At 63.4% G+C, this 19021-nt stretch carries 12 protein-coding genes and 1 pseudogene; 3 read left to right on the top strand and 10 right to left on the bottom strand.

The window, feature by feature from the left end; genetic code table 11:
* Positions 1–17: 17 nt before the first annotated feature.
* From AB5I39_RS11285 to AB5I39_RS11240, 10 genes and pseudogenes are all read right to left on the bottom strand, one after another.
* Positions 18–695, bottom strand: a complete 678-nt coding sequence (locus AB5I39_RS11285; RefSeq protein ID WP_404366657.1) for a response regulator — start codon at positions 693–695, stop codon at positions 18–20.
* A complete protein-coding gene (locus tag AB5I39_RS11280) occupies positions 692–3334 on the bottom strand; it encodes a DUF4118 domain-containing protein (RefSeq protein WP_404366654.1) in 2643 nt (880 codons plus the stop codon). The genes AB5I39_RS11285 and AB5I39_RS11280 overlap by 4 nt, the downstream gene beginning before the upstream one ends.
* On the bottom strand, positions 3331–3927 hold the full coding sequence (kdpC, locus tag AB5I39_RS11275; RefSeq protein WP_404366652.1) for a potassium-transporting ATPase subunit KdpC: 597 nt from the start codon (positions 3925–3927) through the stop codon (positions 3331–3333). Before kdpC ends, AB5I39_RS11280 begins: the two co-directional genes overlap by 4 nt.
* A 12-nt stretch (positions 3928–3939) precedes the next feature.
* Positions 3940–5960, bottom strand: a pseudogene (gene kdpB / locus AB5I39_RS11270) (potassium-transporting ATPase subunit KdpB).
* A gap of 13 nt (positions 5961–5973) precedes the next feature.
* Complete coding sequence (kdpA, locus tag AB5I39_RS11265) at positions 5974–7656, bottom strand: potassium-transporting ATPase subunit KdpA (protein ID WP_404374125.1); 1683 nt, start codon at positions 7654–7656, stop codon at positions 5974–5976.
* 14 nt (positions 7657–7670) lie between these two features.
* The gene (locus tag AB5I39_RS11260) at positions 7671–7760 is read right to left on the bottom strand and encodes a K(+)-transporting ATPase subunit F (protein WP_404366649.1); all 90 of its coding nucleotides are present in this window, start codon (positions 7758–7760) and stop codon (positions 7671–7673) included.
* A gap of 300 nt (positions 7761–8060) precedes the next feature.
* Positions 8061–9512 carry an aldehyde dehydrogenase gene (locus AB5I39_RS11255; RefSeq protein WP_404366646.1) on the bottom strand — a complete coding sequence of 484 codons (1452 nt, stop codon included), beginning with the start codon at positions 9510–9512 and terminating at the stop codon, positions 8061–8063.
* Between the two features lie 60 nt (positions 9513–9572).
* Positions 9573–11981 carry a TonB-dependent receptor gene (locus AB5I39_RS11250; protein ID WP_404366643.1) on the bottom strand — a complete coding sequence of 803 codons (2409 nt, stop codon included), beginning with the start codon at positions 11979–11981 and terminating at the stop codon, positions 9573–9575.
* A gap of 123 nt (positions 11982–12104) precedes the next feature.
* Positions 12105–12944, bottom strand: a complete 840-nt coding sequence (locus AB5I39_RS11245) for a p-hydroxycinnamoyl CoA hydratase/lyase (protein ID WP_404366640.1) — start codon at positions 12942–12944, stop codon at positions 12105–12107.
* 189 nt (positions 12945–13133) lie between these two features.
* Positions 13134–13589: a MarR family winged helix-turn-helix transcriptional regulator gene (locus AB5I39_RS11240; RefSeq protein WP_404366637.1), complete on the bottom strand. Its 456-nt coding sequence runs from the start codon at positions 13587–13589 to the stop codon at positions 13134–13136.
* A 317-nt stretch (positions 13590–13906) separates the two neighbouring features.
* Here AB5I39_RS11240 and AB5I39_RS11235 point away from each other — a divergent pair, with 317 nt between their 5' ends.
* The 3 genes from AB5I39_RS11235 (at position 13907) to AB5I39_RS11225 (ending at position 18996) form a co-directional block, all read left to right on the top strand.
* Positions 13907–16093: an alpha-galactosidase gene (locus AB5I39_RS11235; RefSeq protein WP_404366635.1), complete on the top strand. Its 2187-nt coding sequence runs from the start codon at positions 13907–13909 to the stop codon at positions 16091–16093.
* 111 nt (positions 16094–16204) lie between these two features.
* Positions 16205–18088, top strand: coding sequence for a TonB-dependent receptor (locus AB5I39_RS11230; protein ID WP_404366632.1), 1884 nt, complete (start codon positions 16205–16207; stop codon positions 18086–18088).
* The gene (locus tag AB5I39_RS11225; protein ID WP_404366629.1) at positions 18049–18996 is read left to right on the top strand and encodes a TonB-dependent receptor domain-containing protein; all 948 of its coding nucleotides are present in this window, start codon (positions 18049–18051) and stop codon (positions 18994–18996) included. Before AB5I39_RS11230 ends, AB5I39_RS11225 begins: the two co-directional genes overlap by 40 nt.
* Positions 18997–19021: the final 25 nt, after the last annotated feature.

Raw genomic sequence — 19021 nt, 5'->3', positions numbered from 1 at the left:
AACTTCGGATCGGAGGCTCAGCTCATCAAGCGATACCCGACACCGGGTTCATTGAGAAAAATGCGCGGCGCGGCGGGGTCGTCCTCCAGTTTGACGCGGAGCCCGCGCATAGTGACGCGCAGATACTCGACGTCTTGGACATGCGCCTCGCCCCAAACCGCCCGCAACAGCGCCGCGTGGGTCAGGACTCGGTCGGGGTGCCGCGCCAGTTCGGCGAGGACCGCATATTCCTTGCGCGTAAGACGCACCTCTTGACCATCCCGCGTGACCCTGCGGGCGACCAGATCAACCGTGATCTTGTCCATCACCAAGGGGCCACGATTGTTCCCGCTGGCATGGTGGCGGCGAAGTGCCGCGCGGACGCGGGCAAGCAATTCCTCCGTGTCGAACGGTTTCACGACATAGTCGTCCGCGCCAAGATCGAGTGCCGCGACCTTTTCCTCCGTCGCACCGCGCGCGGTCAGGACAATGACCGAGCGGTCGATTGCCCGCAGCAGTGGAACCAGCTCCAGGCCGTCCCGATCCGGCAGTCCGAGATCGAGCAGCACCAGCTCGCATCCTTCGCGGGGCGCCTCGGCCAGCGCCGCTGCAGCCGTGCCGACTTCACTGGCAGAATAGCCCGCACGCTCCATCGCCCCGCGCACCAGGCGGCGGATCGCCGGTTCGTCATCGACGATCAGAATTTGCCCGGTCACTCCGCCATTCGCCTGATCCTGCTTTCGCCCCATGTTATGCTGAACGCGGCACCCACGGGATCGCGGTTGGATGCGGCCACCGTCAGCCCCATCGCTTCGGCAAACCCCTTGACGATGGCAAGACCAAGCCCCGACCCGCCACTCATATCATCGCCGTCCACGCGCATGAAGCGGTCGAACAGGCTGGTTTCGCGACCGCTCGGCAAGCCCGGCCCCGCATCGAGCACGGAGAGCGTCACCTGGCCCGGCAACCGCTGCGCACGAACGATGATGGGTGTGCCGGGTGCGGAAAATTTGGCGGCGTTGCCCAACAGATTGATCAGGATGTGATGCAACATGCGGGGATCGGCTTCGACCAGCGGCAAAGTCGGCGGCACGTCGAGGATTAGAGAATGCCGCATCAGCTCGGCCCGCAGGTCGTGCGCCGCAGCGGCGATGGCGTCGGTCAGGTCGGTCGCCTCACGCTTGACGACCAGTGCTCCAGATTCGATCCGCGTCATCTCGACCAGATCGTCAAACACCCGGCGCAGACGACGGGCTTCCCCTTTCAGCGTGGCGGTCGTGGCACTCTCGCCATATTCGGCGGCCAGCGCGTCCGCGGCTGCAACCACTGCCGTCAGCGGTGTCTTAAGGTCGTGGCCCATTGATGACAGCAGGGTGGCGCGCAGGTCGTCCCGTTGCTTCAGTGCGCTCACTTCGCGGGCATTGGCTTCCAGTCGAAGGCGTTCATGGGCCAGCGCCGCCTGCCCCAAGAGCGTCGTGAACAAGATGCGCTTGTCGGCGGGCACGGGGTCCCCGCTGCCATTCGGCGCGATACCAAGCACACCCAATACGCCGAGCGCGGTTTCAAGCGGGTGGAATTGCCATTCGCTCGACGTCAGCGTTCCGCTGTCACGCCCGGCCACCTCGCCCCGGTCGAATGCCCATTCGGCAGCCGCCATATCGAGCGGGCCTAACATCGGATCGGGTGGACTAGCCCCGATTGGCGCAATCGCGCTTTCGTCTCGGGCGAAGAGAATAGTGGACACGTTCAGCAAACGTGCGATTTCCTCACACACCGCCGCCGCCGTTCGGGCTTCGTCCGACACCGCGGCCAGCCGCTGCCCGAATGCGGCGAGCGCGGCATTTTCGCTCGCGCTGCGGGCGCCGATCGTTGCCTCGCGCTTCAGGCGCCCGGTGAGCTGGCTGGCGACCACGGCGACCGCCATCAGGACGAACAGTGTCACGACGTTTTGCGGATCACTGATCGTGAAGGTGTAGAGCGGCGGGAGGAAGAAGAAGTTGTACGCCAGCGCAGCGGCCAGGCTGGCGACCACAGAGGGCCGCAGACCGAAAAGCGTAGCGGTCGCGATGACGGGCAGCAGATAGATAAGATCGACCGCGTTCGACCCAACGGTGGGCTGGAGCAGAATCGCCGCCGCGGTGGTCGCGGCCACCATCGCAAGCCCGGCCACGATGCCGCGCAGCGCGCTCGGACGCGCCACCGCCGTCATGCCATCGATTGCCGCCTGAGGACCTAGGGGAACGACGTGGACTGCAACTGCATCGAGCTTGCGGACGAGCTGGTCCACGACGGAGCGGTTGCGCATTTCGAACCACCAGCTTCGCCGCGATTTGCCGATCACGACGGCGGTGGCACGCGTTTCCTGAATGTGCGCGCAGAGCCCGTCGACCACGGAGCGCGCCGGTACGGTCGCGATTTCGGCACCGAGGCTCGTTGCCAGTTTAAGCGTGCTGGCCATGCGTGTGCGCGCGGCGTCGCTGAGCGTGATGCTGCGCGGGGTTTCCACGGTCACAGCAGCCCAGGGCGCGCGCATCGCATCGGCAAAACGCTTTGCCGCCCGGATCAGCGCGTCGCCGCCGGGCTGATCGCCGACCGCGACGACAATGCGCTCGCCCGCCGCCCAATTGCCCCGATCGCCGATCAGTTCGACGTGATCGAGCAGGGAACGATCGACCGCCTGAGCTGCGCGCCGCAGCGCGAGTTCGCGCAGTGCCGATAGATTGGATTTGGAAAAGAAGTGGCCGAGCGCCCGTGTCGCTTCGTGCGGCACATAGACCTTACCGGCCTTGAGCCGCTCGATCAGCTCGTCGGGCGGCAAGTCGATGACTTCGATCTCGGCATCGTCGAGGATCGCATCGGGAACGGTTTCACGCACCCGCACGCGGGTGAAGCCCGCGACGACGTCATTCAGGCTTTCGACGTGCTGAATGTTCAGCGTGGTCAGCACATCGATGCCGGCGTCGCGCAATTCCTCGACATCCTGCCATCGTTTCGGATGGCGGCTGCCCGGCGCGTTGGTGTGCGCCAGTTCGTCGATCAGCGCGATGCTCGGGCGGCGGGCGATCATCGCATCGAGATCGAACTCCGTCACGGTGTGGGAGCCGCGCTCAATCACGCGGCGCGGAAGAATCTCGAACGGTGCGACGAGGGCCTCGGTCTCGGCGCGTCCGTGCGTTTCGATGATGCCGGCGACGACATCGCGGTCCTGGCGCAGCAGCTCCGCGCCCTCGCGCAACATCTCGAACGTCTTGCCGACCCCGGGGGCCGCGCCCAGGAAGATCTTGAGACGTCCGCGCGCCTCTTTCCTGGCGGCCTTCAGCAGCGAGTCCGGGGATGGGCGATTAGACGATGTCACGTGGGCGAGTTAGTCGAAATCCGGTCTAGCTGTCGATTAAGCAACAGCACGTTGACATGCGCGTCGCCGATGATGCCGAGCCACGGCCAGGCGATCGATTGTTCGACGAGCGCGCGAACCTTGGCTCGGGGGAGGCCGCGCGCCTTGGCGACGCGCGAAACTTGCCAAAAAGCCGCCTCGGGACTCAGATCGGGATCGAGCCCCGAGGCGCTAGTGGTGACCAGGTCAGGCGGGATCGTTAAACCCCCGGTCATCCCTTCGGCGCGTGCCGCGGCCACACGGGCGGCAATGGCATCGCGCAAATCCTTCGATCCCGGCGCAAGGTTGCTCGCGGCAGAATTGCTGGCGTCATAGCCCTTCCCCGCCGCCGACGGGCGCGGGTGGAAATAGCGCGACGCGGCAAAGCTTTGCGCGATCAGTTCGGAGCCGACGACCACGTCATGGTCGACGATCAGGCTGCCATTGGCCTGGCGGGGCAACGCGACCTGCGCGACACCGGTGACGAGCGCAGGATAGGCAAGGCCGGTGATCGCGGCGAGCAGCAACAACAGCGTCATCGCGGGGCGCAACGCGGCACGGATTTCGGTGAACATGATGGTTCCTGTTCAGGCTAGGTGGAGGGCGGTGACGGCCAGATCGATGATCTTGATGCCCACAAACGGCGCGATCAGCCCGCCGACACCGTAGATCGCAAGGTTGCGCGCGAGCAGGTCGCCCGCTGGCGCGGGGCGGTATTTCACCCCTTTCAGCGCAAGCGGCACCAGTGCCGGGATGATCAGCGCATTGAAGATGATCGCCGACAGGATCGCGCTTTCCGGGCTACCCAGCCGCATCACGTTCAGCGCGCTCAATCCCGGATAAAGCGTGACGAAAATCGCCGGGAGAATGGCAAAGTATTTCGCCACGTCGTTCGAGATCGAAAAGGTAGTGAGCGCGCCGCGGGTCATCAACAACTGCTTGCCCAGCCCCACAATCTCGATGAGCTTGGTCGGATCGCTGTCTAGATCGACCATATTGCCCGCCTCGCGCGCTGCCTGCGTTCCGGTGTTCATCGCCACGCCGACATCGGATTGTGCAAGGGCGGGGGCGTCGTTGGTGCCATCGCCGCACATCGCGACGAGCTTGCCGCCCTCCTGCTCCTTACGGATCAGCGCAAGCTTGTCCTCGGGCGTCGCCTCCGCGAGAAAATCGTCGACCCCGCTCTCGGCCGCGATACTGGCGGCGGTAAGCGGATTGTCCCCGGTGATCATCACGGTGCGGATGCCCATCCGGCGAAGCTCACCGAACCGTTCGCGAATGCCCGCTTTCACGATGTCCTTCAGGTGCACCACACCCAGCAGGCGCGCGCCATCGGACACTGCGAGCGGCGTCCCCCCGACCGCGCAATTTCATCCGCGATTTTGCTTAGCGCCTTGGCCGCGTTGGGATCGACCTGATCGCCCAGCCGCCGCACCACCGCATCGACTGCACCTTTGACGAGCATCCGCTCGCCGATCTGCAGGCCCGATACGCGCGTCTGAGAGGTGAACTTGATGGGCTCGGCACCAGCCGGCATCGGATCGCCATCGCCTGCGAGAACCACGATCGATCGCCCCTCGGGCGTTTCGTCGGCCAGGCTGGCGAGGCGTGCCGCAGCGATCAGGTCACGCTCTGCGACACCCGGAACGGGCAGGAAGGCCGTCGCCTGCCGATCGCCGATCGTGATCGTGCCGGTCTTGTCGAGCAGCAACGTATCGATATCACCAGCGGCCTCCACCGCACGGCCCGATTTCGCGAGCACGTTGAAGCGGACCAACCGATCCATGCCCGCAATGCCGATGGCCGAAAGCAAGGCCGAAATGGTGGTCGGAATGAGCGTCACGAACAGCGCGACCAGCACCGGCACCGCGAGCGCCCCGCCGGCATAGGCGGCGAACGCGGGCAGCGTGCCGACGGCGATAAGGAAGATCAGCGTCAACCCGGCGAGGAGGATGGTGAGGGCGATCTCATTCGGTGTTTTCTGGCGGCTGGCGCCTTCGATCAGCGCGATCATCCGGTCGAGAAAGCCCTGACCCTGCGCCGCGGTCACCCGCACCGTGATGCTGTCGGCGATCACCCGCGTGCCAGCCGTCACGGCCGAGCGGTCGCCACCGGCCTCGCGGATGACCGGCGCGCTTTCGCCCGTAATGGCGGCTTCGTTGACGCTCGCGACGCCGCCGACCACCTCGCCATCGGCGGGGATCAGGTCGCCGGTCTCGACCAGCACTTCATCGCCGACCTGCAGCCGCGTCGCGTCGACGAGTTCCCACGCACCGGCAACGCCAATCAATTGCTTTGCCCGAAGATCGGCCTTGGTCGATCGCAGCGACGCGGCCTGCGCCTTGCCGCGCCCCTCCGCCATCGCTTCGGCAAAGTTGCCGAACAGCACGGTCAGCCAGAGCCAGAACACGAGCTGCGCCTGGAACGCGATGCTGGTCGAACCGCTCAGCGCGCCCTTGATGAGCAGCACCGTGGAAAGCGCAGCGACAATGCCGGTCACGAACATGACTGGGTTGCGGATCAGCGTACGCGGATCGAGTTTGATGAAGGCGTCGCGCGCGGCGGCCGCCATCAAGGGACCCGTAAAGAGCGAGGTTTGGGTTGCCATGTTGGTTAGCCTTTTAGTTGAGCGTGCCGACGGCGACCTGCGCCTGATCGGCGATCGGGCCGAGCACTAGGGCAGGCAGGAATGTCAGCCCCCCGACGATCAGGATGACTGCGGCCAGCAGCCCGATCCACAAACCGCCGGTGGTGGGGAATGAACCCGCGCCCGCAGGGATGACACGCTTGGCCGCGAGCCCACCGGCAATGCCCAGCACCGGTAGGATCACCCCGAACCGCCCTACGAACATGCCAAGCGCCAGCAGCAGATTGTAGAACGGCGTGTTGCCGCTCAGCCCGCCAAATGCCGAACCGTTATTGGCCGCCGCGCTTGAGAAGGCGTAGAGAATCTCGCTGAAGCCATGTGGCCCCTTTGCCAGCGGCCCGGCCAATCCTGCCGGAACGACACTGGCGATCGCGGCGAGACCGAGAATCATCAGCGGCGGGATGAAGATCGCGATGACGCTCAGTTTCATCTCGCGCGCTTCGATCTTCTTGCCGACATATTCGGGTGTGCGCCCCACCATCAATCCGGCGATGAAGACCGCAAGGATCGCGTAGATCAGAACGGCATAGAGCCCAGAGCCGACGCCGCCGATCACGAGTTCGCCCAACTGCATGTTGAACATCGGGATCATCCCGCCGATCGGCGTGAAGCTGTCGTGCGCGGCGATGACGGCGCCCGTCGAAGTGGCGGTGGTGATCGTCGCGAACAGCGCCGACGTCGCGACACCGAAGCGGACTTCCTTGCCCTCCATATTGCCGCCCGCCACGCCGAGTGCATGGTGCACGGGGGTGCCCGCCGCCTCTGCCGCATAGGTGACCGCAACGCCTGCACCGAACAGCAGCAGCATGGCGGCAAGTATGGCCCAGCCCTGGCGGACATTGCCGACCGCCTTGCCGAAGGTGAGCGTGAGCCCCGCGCCGAGCACGAAGATGCTGAGCATTTGAATGAAGTTGCTGATGGCGCTCGGATTCTCGAAGGGGTGCGCCGAATTGGCGTTGAAGAAGCCGCCACCGTTCGTGCCAAGCATCTTGATCGCAAGCTGCGACGCGACCGGGCCGAGCGCGATCACCTGTTTGCCACCTTCGATCGTCGTCGCTGTTGCCGACGCAGAGAATGTCTGCGGCACGCCAAGCGCAACATAGATGAGCGCGAGAATGATGCTGATCGGGAGCAGCAGATACAGCGTGACGCGCGTCACATCGGTCCAGAAATTGCCGATGCCCGACGCCTGCCGCCGGGCAAAACCCCGGATGATCGCGAACGCGACGGCAATCCCGGTGGCCGCCGACAGGAAATTCTGGACCGTCAGCCCCAGCATCTGCGACAAATGCGACAGCGTGCTTTCGCCCCCGTAATTCTGCCAGTTGGTGTTGGTTACGAAACTGACTGCGGTGTTTAGCGCGAGCAGGTTCTCGACCGCTGGGAAGCCTTGCGGATTGAGCGGCAGCACCCCTTGCAGCTTCAGCACAGCGAACAGGAAGGCGATGCCGAACAGGTTGAACGCCGCCAGCGAGACCGCATAGCCGACCCAGCTCTGTTCGGACTTCGGATCGATTCCGATCAGTTTGAAAAGCGCGCGCTCACCCGGCAGGCTGTCGCGTGCATACAATGCGTACATCCAGTCGCCCGCTGGCTTGGCGAGCGCCACGGTGAGCGCGGTGAACAGGAGGATCATGCTCCAACCGGCAAAGGTCATCGCCGCCACCCCGTTCAATAGCGCTCGGGCCGTGCGAGCACGGCGAGCAAATAGACAAGGATGATGGCGAGCGTGACGCCGCCGATGATGAGATCAATGGACATAGTGGGTGCCTTGATAATTCGGCACCCGCCTAGACCCGACGCCCGTTAAGGCGCGCGGGGGATTGCGCACGACGGGCGTAAAGCGAGCGTAAAGTCGGACCGGGCCGAACCCGATCCGGCACCCCTGCAACGGCGCTGCTGCAATGCCAGAATTGCCAAGGAAAGCCGGTTGCGGCGATCGGTGCGCAATGTCGCCCGTCGGTCAGATTTGATTATGAGATCGTGCCGCCCGAACTGGGTATTCTCGGTTATCCGTGGACTTCAACATCCGATGCCGCAAATCGCCGCCGCTCCGATCACTCAGATCGGATAGTGCACCGGTAGCGTGTCGATCGTGATCCAGCGGAGCTCGGTAAATTCCGCAATGCCCGCCTTGCCGCCGAACCGACCATAGCCGGAGGCCTTGATCCCGCCGAACGGCATTTGCGCCTCGTCATGGACGGTCGGGCCGTTGATATGGCACATGCCCGTTTCCAGCCGTGCCGCCACGCGGAGCCCGCGCGACGTGTCGCCGGTAAAGACCGAGGCGGTCAGGCCATAGTCGGTATCGTTGGCGACGCTGATCGCTTCCTCCTCGTCCTTCACCCGGATAATGCCCGTGATCGGGCCGAAGCTTTCATCGCCATAGATCGCCATCGCCGCCGTGACATGATCGATCACCGCCGCCGACAGGATCGTGCCCTTGGGTTCGGCTGCACTGTGCAGCGTGCCACCCTTGGCGACGGCATCGGCGATTAGCCGCTCGACCGTGGCGACCGCTGCGGGATCGATCACCGAGCCGAGCGGAGCCGCGCCGTCACGCGGGTCGCCGGCCTTGAGCGTCTTCACCTTGGCGACGAACGCCTTGAGGAATTTATCGGCGATCGCGTCGACGACGATGATCTTCTCGGTCGACATGCAGATCTGCCCGGAATTCATATAGGCCCCAAACGCCGCCGCGGCGACCGCTTCGCCGATATCGGCGTCTTCCAGCACGATCAGCGGTGCCTTGCCACCCAGTTCGAGCAGGGCTGGTTTGAGCTCCTCGCCGCACAAGCGCCCGATGATCCGGCCGACTTTGGTCGAGCCGGTGAAGTTCACGCGGCGCACGGCCTTGTGCCGCACCAGCGCCTCGACCACAGCGGCCGCGTCGGCCGGCGCATTGGTGACGACGTTGACGACGCCGTCGGGGAATCCCGCATCGCGAAACGCCTCGCCGATCAGCAGATGGGTCCGTGGGCACATCTCGGAGGCCTTGAGCACCACCGTATTGCCGCAGGCAAGCGGCAGCGCGACCGCGCGGACGCCCAGGATGATCGGCGCATTCCACGGCGCAATGCCGAGCACGACCCCGGCTGGCTGCCGGATCGCAATTGCGATGCAGCCGGGTCGGTCGGACGGGATCGTCTCGCCCTGCACTTGCGTGGTCAGCGCCGCCGCCTCGCGCAGCATCGATGTCGCGAGATGGACGTTGAAGCCACCCCAGCCCATCGTCGCGCCGGTTTCCGCCGCCATCGCCGCGCAAATCTCGCCGCTGCGGGCCTGCAGCGCATCTGCGGCCTTCATCAGCAGCGCACGGCGCGCATTGGGGCCAAGCGCCGCCCAGGCGGGGAAGGCCGCGGCGGCACAATCGACCGCAGCAATGGCATCGGTCACCGACGCCGCCGCCGCCCGCGTTGCGACCGCCCCCGTGATCGGATCGCTCCGATCATAGGTCGCACCTTCGCTCGCGGCGACATCGCGATTGCCGATCATCAGCGTGGCGTCCATCATCTGTCTCCCGGCATGGTCATGATCGTATGGACGACGCGCCGCCGTAAACGCCTTCGTCCCTCAGAATTTCGCCGACACCTGGACGAACCAGTTGCGCGGCCGGGCATAGATCCGCTCGGCATAGCCCAACGTGCCAAGCGAGGCATTCCCCTGAATCAGATAGCGTTCGTCGAACAGGTTGATGACGCCCGCCGTCAGGTCGATCGCCTTGGTCAGGCCAAGCGCCAGCGAGAAATTGCCGACGAAATAGCCATCTTCCTCGATCGACGGGATGCTGCCGGTGATGAAGGTTTCCTTGGAGGTGTAGCTGCCATCGAAACGCGGCGTCAGCTTCATCCCGTTGGCAAAGTTGATCGCATAGGAAATGCCGAAATTGGCCTGAAACTTGGGCGTCAGCGGCAGATCATCGCCGGGCGCGACGGTCGCGGTCGCGCCCGGGACCGGGGTGATCGTCTTGATCTTGTCGTCGAGCACGCTGCCGCTTGCATCGATCGTCAGGCCCCACGGGGAGCGGTAATTCAGCTCCGCTTCCAGGCCGCGGATGCGCGCCTCGCCCGCGTTGAACAACAGCGGCACGACGCCCTGACGGAAGATCAGCTGGATGTCCTGATATTCGGCCTGATATGCGGCCAAATTCAAGCGGACCCGGCCGAACTGCGTCTTCACGCCGACTTCGTAGCTGGTGACCTTTTCGTCGTTGAAGGGCACCGGCACGTTGCCGGTCGGCGCGGCGTTGTAGCGCGTGTTGAAGCCGCCCGATTTAAAGCTGCGCGCGTAAGAGGCATAGGTGCTGATCGCGCTGTTCCAGCGATACTGGATGCTGCCCGATCCGGTCAGCGCCGCGAAATCGCGCGTATTGAGCCCGTTGAAGATAAACAGCGGCCCGCCCTGCGGGATCGCCAGGGTCGGCAGCGGATCAGGATCGGGCAAGGTCGCGGGGAAGAGGTTGAACACCGTTCCCTGATAGGATTTCCGGTCGGACGTGTAGCGAAGCCCCCCGGTCAGTTCGAGCCCGGCGAGCGGCTTCACCGAGACTTCGCTGAACACCGCGACCGAACTGGTCTGCAGCCGCGAAATCTGCAGATCGCGCGAACCGGGTCCGCCGGCCAGCAGCGAGCTGATCACCGGGGGCGAAGGCGGGAACGACAGCGGCACGGTCGCGCGCTCGCGAGTCTTCTCGTTGAAATAATAGCCGCCGAAAATCCCGCTGATCCAATCGTAATCGAGCTGCAGCTGGACTTCCTGGCTGAATTGCTGCGACTTGCCGCCGACATCGGTGGTAATCAGCAACAGCGGCGTATTGTCCGCGTCGCGGATGCCGCGCGAGCTGGTTTCGCGGTAAGCGCTGATCCATTTGACCGAGGCCTGATCGGTCAGACGGATTTTCGCCGTTCCCGCCACGCCCCACACTTCAGAGTTGCTGAGCACCGGGGCGGTGCCGCCGTTGACGAACGGACCGCGGGCCTGAAGATCGTTGGCGCAGCGGACATCGTTGATCAACGGCACGTTAGGCGCGCCGAACCGCTGATTGCCGGGGGCAATCGGGGCGAAGGGGATCGTCGCGCCGGGGCAACCGGCCGCAACGCTGGCAATCGCCGCGACCGGCGCCTGCTCGTTGATTTCGGCGAACACGAACGGCGCGCCATTTTCGTCGCGCTTGGAATAATCACCACGCAGGAACAGCTCGAAATCGCTCGAAGGTGCCCATTTGAGCGCGGCGTTGAGGGTGTACCCATTGTCGTTGCCGAGATCGAGACCGTCAGAAGCGCGGATCACATAGCCGCGACGCTTGCGAAAGCCGCCCGAAACGCGCGCGGCGAGCGTATCGGCGAGCGGGATGTTGAGCGCGGCGAAGCCCTCGTACAGATCGTCGGTGCCGGTGCGGAAGCGGGCCTTGCCCGAAAATAAACCGAGCTCGGGCTGGCGCGTGCGCACCAGGATCGCGCCGCCGATCGTGTTGCGGCCGAACAACGTCCCCTGCGGCCCGCGCAACACCTCGACCCCGTCGATATCGCCGAAATCGATCGCACCGCCTACGGCGCGCCCGAGATAGACTTCGTCGAGATAGATGCCGACGCCGGGATCGACAGCCGCGGTCGGATCGACCTGACCAACGCCGCGGATGAACACGACGGACGATGCGCTGTTGCCGGAGAGTTGGCCCGCGGGCTTGAACTGCAAACTTGGCGTGATGCGTTCCAGGTCCTGCGTCTGCTGGATCTGGCGATCCTGCAGCAGTTGGCCGCTGAAGGCGGATACCGCAATCGGCGTATCCTGCAGGTTCTCGGCACGCCTTCTGGCGGTGACGACGATGTCATCACTCGGGGCGCTGGTCGCCGCTGCTGGGGTGGTGCCGTCCGATGGCTGGGTCGATTGTGCAGCGACGGGTGCCGCGAGCGTGCCCACCGTCATCGCTGCCAGCGATGCGATACCACTCAGTAACCGGACACGGATCTGTGATGTGATCATTGTACCTCCCCCAAGTGCTTCCGGGTTTCCCGGTATCATTGGCTCGAAGGATGCAGATTGTTTTAGCGCATGTCAATAACCGCTATACAGCATAGCTAATCGCACAACCGCTCGACTGGCGGGTCAACCCGTGCCGCGGTCCTTGTCATAGGCGCCGAGGCCCGGCTTATAGCTTTTCTCGTCGATGAACTGGCGGATGCCTTCCTTGCGGCCTTCGGTCTTGTCGTGGAAGTTGGCAGCTTCCTGCGCGCGGATCAGGTAATCCTCGGCCTCGTCATAGGGCAGGATGGAAACGCGACGAACTGCGTCCTTGGTCGCCTTCAGCGCGACAGGATTCTTCTGGAGGAGCACTTTGGCGACGGCGGTCACCCGATCCTTGAGCGACGCAAGCGGATGCGCTTCGTTGACGAGGCCCCATTCGGCGGCGGTCTTGCCGTCGATATTTTCGCCCATCATCGCATGATACATCGCCTTGCGGAACGACATCAGCTCGACCGCGACCTTGGTCGCGCCGCCACCGGGCAGAATGCCCCAGTTGATTTCGCTCAGGCCGAACGTCGCTTCCTCGGCGGCAAAGGCCAGATCGCACGCAAACAGCGGACCGTACGCGCCGCCGAAGCACCAGCCATTGACCATCGCGATCGTCGGCTTCTGGTACCAGCGCAGACGACGCCACCAGCCATAGGCTTCGCGTTGCGCCGCGCGGGTGCCGCCGAGACCCTTTGCCTCGGTTTCGCGGAAATACTCCTTCAGATCCATGCCGGCGCAAAAGGAATCGCCTTCGCCAGTCAGGACGAGCACCCCCACATCGTCACGAAATTCGAGTGCGTCGATCACCTCCATCATGTCGCGATTGAGCGTCGGGCTCTGCGCATTGCGCTTGTCAGGTCGGTTGAATCTCACCCAGGCGATGCCGTCCGCCACATCATAGGCGACCACGCCGTTGCTGCTGAGTTCCGTCATCGCTCTCTCCTCAAGGCCGTTGTTGGCAGGGTAGAGGTGCCGTGGAGCAATGCCGCCGCACGGCGAAACGGGTTGGATCGACCACCACCCCCTCTCCGCCAATTGTTATGCGAGATAGCGGATTTTTTAAGCGGTGCAATGGCCTTGTTTATGGCGCGGGCGCGTGGGCTGCTGTCGTGGAATGGCCGGTCAGGCTTCCTTCGCCTCGATCCGCATTAGCAGCCCGATCAGCGTCTCGCGCTCGCTGGCGCTCAGATCGGCGAGCAGATGCTCCTCATGCTCCCGAATATTGGCCAGACAGAGCGCCACAAGCTCTTCGCCCTGCGCTGTAAGCGTCAGCGCGAAAGCACGGCGATCCTCGGACGATGTTTCCCGGTGCACCATCCCCTTGTCGACCAGCTCGTTGACCAGGCTGACCATATTCGCCCGTTGAATCCCGAGCGCGCGGCCGACATTGCCCTGATTGATCGCTGGGTTGGCTTTGATGATCGACAGGATCCCGAACAGCACCTGCCGCATCCCGGTACCCGCAACGGCCTGCGCGAAATCGCTGGCGAAGACGGTAGAGGCACGGCGCAAATGATATCCGACAAGCTGGTCGAGCACCCCGATTTTCGGGTCTTCGTGAGAGAAGCTGGTCGCCAAAAGTTCGTTCCTAACCGCGGACGCGAGATACGCTGGCCCTTGCGCATCCGATACGCACTGATAGCGCACACCTCAAGCCGACAGCGCAATCCCTCATATGCCGAACAGACGCCCCAACAACCAACCAGCCAAGCGCGACCCGCGATGCGACCGCTTGTCAGGTCGACACGCTGGCCATCGGCACCGACAGGACCACACACCAAGACGCAGCACGCGATAGGTTGCTTTATATATGACTTTATCGCATCACGACCGCGGTAGTCGCGGATGAACAGGAATGTGGAATGAGAAGTCTTCCAGACCTTAAGATTTGGCCATTGGTCCTTTCTGCGATGGCCGCGTTGCTGTCACCGACCGCCGCCTTCGCCCAGGCAAGCTACGACCGCGAGCACAAGATTTTCAGGCTCGATGGCGGAGACGTCACCTACGCCTTCAAGGTCAATCTCACCGGGATTCTTCAATCGGTCTATTGGGGCAAACGCCTGCCCGATCGCGCGCCGCTGGCCGCACCGGAACTGTCGGGATTGAGCGGATTCGACGTGACCACGAACGTCGTGCCGCAGGAATATGCCGGACAAGGCGGCGGCTTGTACGCCGAGCCGGCGTTGAAGGTGACCTATCCCGACGGCAACCGCGATCTGGTCCTTTATTACCGCAGCCACGAAATTTCCGGCGATACGATCCGCGTGACGCTTAGCGACCTCGACCGGCCACTGTTCGTAACGCTGACCTACACGATCGATCGGGCAACGGGCGTTGTCTCGCGCTCCGCGGTGATCGAAAATCGCGGTACCGGCGATGTGCGGATTGATCAGGTCGCTGCCGCCGGGCTGACGCTGCCGGTCGCCTATGATTATCGCCTGCATTATTCGACCGGGCGCTGGGCGGCGGAATGGACGTTGCAGGATCGGCCGCTGACGGCTGGCGCGACCGTGCTGGAAAGCCGTCGCGGCTCGACCGGCAGCCAGAACAACCCGTGGTTCCAGATCACCCGCGCCACCACCACCGAAGAAGACGGACCCGCGTGGATCGGCGCGCTGGCGTGGAGCGGATCGTGGCGGCTGAGCTTTGATCAGGACGTCACCGGCCGGATCCGGATCGTGGGCGGCTACAACCCGTTCGACTTTGCCTATCGTCTGAAACCAGGGGCAACGCTGTCCACGCCGACTTTCTATGTCGGCTTTTCCGACCACGGTCGCGGCGGCGCATCGCGGCTGTTCCACACGTTCGAGCGCAATCGCATCCTGCCGCAGCGAGATGGCCGCCTGCCATTACGCAAGGTGCTGTATAACAGTTGGGAGGCGACCGAGTTCGACGTCAACGAAGCGGGTCAGATCGCGCTCGCCGAACGCGCCGCGACGCTTGGCGTCGAACGCTTCGTGATGGACGATGGCTGGTTTGGCGCGCGCAACAACGACAAGGCAGGGCTCGGCGACTGGACCGTCAACCCGACCAAATTTCCGAACGGCCTCGCGCCGCTGATTGGCCGGGTAAAGGCGCTTGGCATGGATTTCGGCCTGTGGGTCGAACCGGAAATGATCAACGAAGACAGTGATCTGTTCCGCGCCCATCCCGATTGGGCGATGCAGTTCAAGGGACGGCCACGAACGCAGGGACGCAATCAGTTGGTGCTCAATCTCGCACGCACCGACGTCCGCGACCATGTCCTGAAGGTGCTGGACGACTTGCTTTCGAACAACGAGATCGCGTTTCTGAAATGGGATTATAATCGCAACTGGTCGGAGCCCGGCTGGCCCGATACCGACGTGAACGATCAGCAGACGATCTACGTCGCCTACGTCCGCAATCTCTATTGGATCATCGACGAATTGCGGAAACGGCATCCGGGGGTGGAAATAGAAAGCTGCTCCGGCGGCGGCGGGCGCGTCGACCTGGGCATCATGGCGCGTACCGATCAGGTATGGCCGTCCGACAACACCGATCCGTTTGATCGGCTCTCGATCCAGAACGGCTACACCCAGGCCTATGCGCCAGGCGCGATGATGGCGTGGGTGACCGACAGTCCGAATTGGGTGAACAAGCGTCAGACCACCCTGTCCTTCCGCTTCCTCTCGGCCATGCAAGGGGGCCTTGGGATCGGTACCAATCTCAACAAGTGGCAGGATCAGGAATTCCGCATCGCACAGCGCTACGTTCAATCGTACAAGCGGATCCGCGAGACGGTTCAGCACGGGCAGCTCTACCGGATCAACCAAGCCAATGAAGCCGATCGACGCTGGACCAACCTGTATGTCGCGCAAGACCGACGCCAGGCTGCGCTCTTCACGCTGATCGGCTCGACGCAGAAACTGGACGTCATGCCCACGATCGCGCTTCGCGGCCTCGATCCGGATGCGCAATATCGTGTGGAGACAATGGATGGCGCCGCCCTGCCGGTGACGATGCCGGAACGCGCCAGCGGTGCCTATTGGATGAACCACGGCGTCGACGTGACCCTGCAGGGCGATTTTCAAGGCGTCGGATTTATCCTCACCCGGCTCTAGCTCCGCCGCATAGGCCCTGAAATCATTTCAATATCATATTTTTTCTTCTGGACACGCGTTAATATCATATTTAATCTCCCCCCAATAGAAAACCGCCTGGGGAGAATCGCTGTGAAGAAGCTGCACCGTCAAATCGCCATTTTGTTGTCGGGGGCGTGTCTCAGCGTCCCCGCCTACGCGCAATCCGGCGGTGCCGCACCAAGCCCTGAAGGGCAGGCAGCACCGGCCACCCCCCCGGCGGGCGCACAGGTCGATCCAAACGCCGCGCCTGCCGATCAGGGCGACGACATCGTTGTCACCGGCATTCGCGCCAGCCTCGCCAACGCGCTGGAAATCAAACGCAACACGATCGGCGTCGTCGACGCGATCTCGGCGAAAGACATCGGCAATTTCCCGGACGCCAATATCGCTGAATCGTTGCAGCGCATCAGCGGCGTCTCGATCGACCGCGTCAACGGCGAGGGGCGCGGGATCACGGTTCGCGGTCTCGGGCCCGAATTCAACACGGTCCTGCTCAACAATCGCCTGCTCTCGACCGAGGCAGGGGGCCGTTCCTTCTCGTTCGACATTCTGTCATCCGAACTGATCTCGGGGGCCGAAGTCTATAAATCGTCCGAGGCGCGCCTGCAGGAAGGCGGAATCGGGTCGACCGTCATCCTGCGCACCGCACGTCCGACGGATCGCGCGGGGGTGCATTTCTCCGGCAACGTCGCTGGCCGCCATGACAGCACGTCGAACAGGATCACTCCGTTTGCATCGGGCGTGTTGAGCGGCTCGAACGAGGACCGCACGTTCGGCGCGCTGGTCAGCTTCGTCTATGACAAGCGCAAGTTCGATCTCACCAACATCAGCACCGACGGCTGGATCACGAACCAGACGATCGACACGAACGGGGACGGTGTGAAGGACCGCACCGGCGTTGCGCTACCCCGCACGACCAACTTCACCGCCACGAGAAGCGAGCGCGAGCGCATTGGCGGCACGTTCGCGGTTGACTGGAACGTGTCGGACGCCCTGAAACTGAAGCTTGATGCGCTTTACACCCAGCAAAAGGTGCAGAGCCGTACGAACCAACTGGGCTATTACACCGACCCCGACCGCATCACGACGGCGACCGTCAACCAGAACGGGACGGCGACTCAATTTGCCGTGCTGCCGGCAACGGCCACCTCGGGTCTGGCGTCAGACAACATCGTCTCGACTTCGCCGCAAAATGCCCGCACCTATCAAATCGGCCTGAATGCCGAATGGAAGCCAGCGCCCGACCTGACCGTTGTGTTCGATGCCGCCCACTCGAACTCGCGCGATGCGGCCGACCAGGTTTTCTATGTCGTCGGCACGCGCCAGATTGGCGTCACGCCGACCTTCACCCTGAACGGCCCGGATGGCTTGCCGACGATCACCAACACGTTGGCCACCAACGACAAGTCCGCGCCGCGACTGCATTGCTGCTCCGAACGTGGCGGCCGTAACGGCGATACCGTCAATCAGGCCACGATCGATACGACTTGGGACTTCGGCGGGCTGGTGAAAAAGCTGCAGGGCGGCCTGCTGTTCACCAACCGCAAGAAAATTACGGTCGCGCGCGAATCGCCGGAGCCGTTGGGTTGCTTCTATTGCGGGTACCAGGCGCTCGCTCCGGCAAGTCTGTTCACCGATTTCAGCGCCAACGTACAGGGCCGCGATCTGACCTGGCTTGATTACGATGCGCGCGCGCTGGCGCAATATTACGGAACGGCGGCGGCGGTGAATCAGGTGGGCGGAAACTCGGCCGACGCGATTGCCGCACGCAACCGCTTCCTGGCGGTCTATGCCGGCAACAATAACGGCCTTGGCCCGATCGACCGCGAGCGTGGTTCGGGGACGGTCCGCGAAAATACCTTTGCCGGGTATCTGCAAGCATCGTTCGGTGGCGATATGGGGGGGGGCGCTGGTCGGCAATGGCAGGTGCGCGCGTGGTCCATACCGATCTCTTCGCGACCGGCTATTCGGTGACGCTGACCAACATCATTCAAAACCCTGCCGATCCGACTGCGGCGGTGCCGGTCTACAGCCCCACCGTCCCGGTTAGCGCCAAGAATTCGTACACCTACGTTCTGCCGACCGTGAACCTCCGTCTCGATGTCAACGATCAGTTGGTGCTGCGTCTTGCAGGATCCCGGACGTTGACCCGACCGACGCTCAGCCGGCTTGGCTTGTCGCAGGACTTCACCTTCCGTCCGCCAAATTCGAATACGATCAGCGGCGGCAACCCGTTCCTGAAGCCGTTCCTGGCATGGAATGCCGATGCGTCGGTCGATTATTACCTCAGCCGTACCAACTATGTCAGCTTGGCCGGCTTCTACAAAAAGCTCGAGAATTTCATTATTTCCGGTCAGCAGCCCGAGGAATATTTCGGGCTCACTTTCCTCGCCAATCGTCCGTTCAATTCCCAGAAGGGCCAGGTTTACGGTCTGGAAGCCTCGGTCCAGAGCACTTTCGACTTTCTGCCTGCGCCGTTCAATGGCCTTGGCGTGACGGCGAACTACACGCTGGTAAGGAGCTCGATCCGTTTCGATCCGTCGCTCAGCAACCAGACCTTCAACGTCGAAGGCCTGTCGGACACGGCCAACTTCGTCCTCTTCTACGAAAACAGCCTGCTGCAGCTGCGCGGCGCCTATAATTGGCGCGCCCCTTTCCTGCGCCAGACCTTCGGGCCGCAGAGCGAGCCGGAGAATATTTTCGGCTACAGCCAGATCGATCTGAGCGGATCCTTCAAGGTGACGCCGAACGTCTCGCTTTATGCCGAGGTGTTGAACCTGACCAACCGGAAGTTCCGGAGCTATTCCCGCTTTGAAGAGCGGCTGATCACGGTATCGGATCAGGGCCGTCGCGTCACCGCCGGCCTCCGCTTCAACTTCTAAGACTGACCGGCCCGCATTTTCGCTG

It is taken from the genome of Sphingomonas sp. MMS24-J45 (assembly GCF_044881195.1).
Lineage (GTDB): Bacteria > Pseudomonadota > Alphaproteobacteria > Sphingomonadales > Sphingomonadaceae > Sphingomonas.
Note: the sequence above shows the minus strand (reverse complement) of the source record. Positions and strands in the feature narration are given on the sequence as shown.